The 2,095-nt window shown below is 69.1% G+C and carries 2 protein-coding genes; one reads left to right on the top strand and one right to left on the bottom strand.

Features of this window, described 5'->3' with window-relative positions; all coding sequences use genetic code 11:
* Positions 1–46 precede the first annotated feature (46 nt).
* A complete protein-coding gene (gene lipB, locus AC2W7M_RS24345) occupies positions 47–688 on the top strand; it encodes a lipoyl(octanoyl) transferase LipB (RefSeq protein ID WP_486135598.1) in 642 nt (213 codons plus the stop codon).
* An 88-nt stretch (positions 689–776) separates the two neighbouring features.
* On the opposite strand, the gene AC2W7M_RS24340 is transcribed toward lipB, so the two are convergent.
* Positions 777–2,018 (bottom strand): ABC transporter substrate-binding protein, encoded by a 1,242-nt coding sequence (locus AC2W7M_RS24340; RefSeq protein ID WP_486135596.1) that lies wholly within the window; start codon positions 2,016–2,018, stop codon positions 777–779.
* Between the last annotated feature and the right edge of the window lie 77 nt (positions 2,019–2,095).

The raw sequence follows: 2,095 nt of genomic DNA, 5'->3' as shown, positions 1-2,095 counted from the left end.
GGCCTCGTCGCCGGCTTCCGTCCGCGCGCGGCCGTCCGCGCCGCCGGTGGACTGGGTGGTGAGCGACCATCTCGTCCCCTACGAGGCGGCGCTCGCCGCCATGGAGGCGCGCGCCGCCGCCATCGCCGACGGCACGGCCGCCGAGTGCGTGTGGCTGCTGGAGCATCCCCCGCTCTATACCGCCGGCACCAGCGCCCGGCCAAAGGACCTCGTGGAGGCCCGCTTCCCGGTGTTCCAGACCGGGCGCGGCGGCCAGTTCACCTATCACGGGCCGGGCCAGCGCGTGGCCTATGTGATGCTGGACCTCAAGCGGCGGGACCAGGACGTGCGGGGCTATGTGAGCGCGCTGGAAGCGTGGATCATCGCCACGCTCGGCGCCTTCAACGTCACCGGCGAGCGGCGCGAGGACCGCGTCGGCGTCTGGGTGCCGCGCTTCTCGGGCGAGGACAAGATCGCCGCCATCGGCATCCGCGTGCGCCGCTGGGTGACGTTCCACGGCATCTCGCTGAACGTGGAGCCGGACCTCTCCCACTTCTCCGGCATCGTGCCCTGCGGCGTGCGCGAGCACGGCGTCACCAGCCTCGCCGACCTCGGCCTGCCGGTGAGCATGGCGGAGGTGGACGCGGTGCTGAAGGTGGCGTTCGAGGAGGTGTTCGGCCCGACCGCGCCTGGGGCTACGCCGACCTGAAGCGACGGCCCGGAATGCGCACCGGCCGGATCGCGGAGCGACCCGGCCGGTGCAGTCCGGTGGCGAGGGGGCGGGCTCGGCCCCCGCCTCAGTTCTTCTTCACCAGCGGGCAGGCGCTCTGGGAGAGCGGCCGGAAGGCATCCTCGCCGCGAATGGTGGCGAGCTGCTTGTAATAGTCCCACGGCCGCTTGCTCTCCTTGGGCGACTTCACCTGGAAGAGATAGAGGTCGTGGATCAGCAGCCCGTCCTCGCGCACATAAGCGTTGCGGGCGAACACGTCGTCGATGGGCATCTTCTTCAGCGTCGCCATCACCGGCTCGGCCGTGTCGGTGCCGGCCTTCTCGATCGCCTTCAGATAGTTGAGCACCACCGAATAGTTCGCCGCATGGGTCATGGTGGGCATGCGGCCGGTGCGCTTGAAGAAGCGCTCGCCGAAGGCCCGGGTGCGGTCGTCCATGTCCCAGTAGAAGTCGGATTCGAGCACCAGGCCCTGCACCTTGTCGAGACCGATGGAGTGCACGTCCGAGATGAAGACCAAAAGGCCGGTGATGCGCTGCTTGCCGGACACGGTGAGGCCGAAGTCGGACGCTGACTTGACCGCGTTCACCATGTCGCCGCCGGCATTGGCGAAGGCGACGATATCGGCGCCCGAGGTCTGCCCGGCGAGCACGAAGGACGAGAAGTCCTGGGTGCCCACGGGATGGAACACCTTGCCGACAACCTTGCCGCCGGACTCGTTCAGGACGTCGGTCAGGTCCTTGGCGAAGGAGTGGCCGAGCGCATAGTCGGCCGCGACGATGAACCAGGTCTTGCCGCCTTGGGAGAGGATGCCCTTGGCGGTGCTGCGCGCCATGGCATAGGTGTCGCTGCGCCACTGCACCGAATAGGGCGTGCACTTGGCGCCGTTCAGCTCGGCGGTGGCGCCGTTGCTGATCAGGGCGATGCGCTTGCGCTCATTGGCGACGAAGGTCACGGCCAGCGAGCTGGCCGAGCCCACCACGTCGGCGATGGCGTCCACCTTCTCGTTGTCGTACCAGCGCCGGGCGATGGAGGAGGCGATGTCCGGCTTGTTCTGGTGGTCGGCGAAGATGATCTCCACCGGCTTGCCGAGCACCTTGCCGCCGAAGTCTTCCACCGCCATCTTCGCGGCTTCCACCGAGCCGGTGCCCGACACGTCGGAATAGAGCCCCGACATGTCGCCGAGCACGCCGATCTTCACCACGTCGTCGGAGATGCCCGCGGGCGCGGACTGGGCCCAAGCGGCGGCACGAGGCCGGCGCCGCGGCGGCGCTGAGCAGCGCGCCGTACGAAGGATGGCCGGCGTCTTCATCCGTTGCCTCCAGGCTCTGTTCTTTGGGTCTGTTTTGAACGGCGTCCTCGCGGCGCGCTGCGGCCGGCGGCGCGGCC

The organism is Xanthobacter sp. BG11Y11_SDJG (assembly GCF_057364445.1).
Note: the sequence above shows the minus strand (reverse complement) of the source record. Positions and strands in the feature narration are given on the sequence as shown.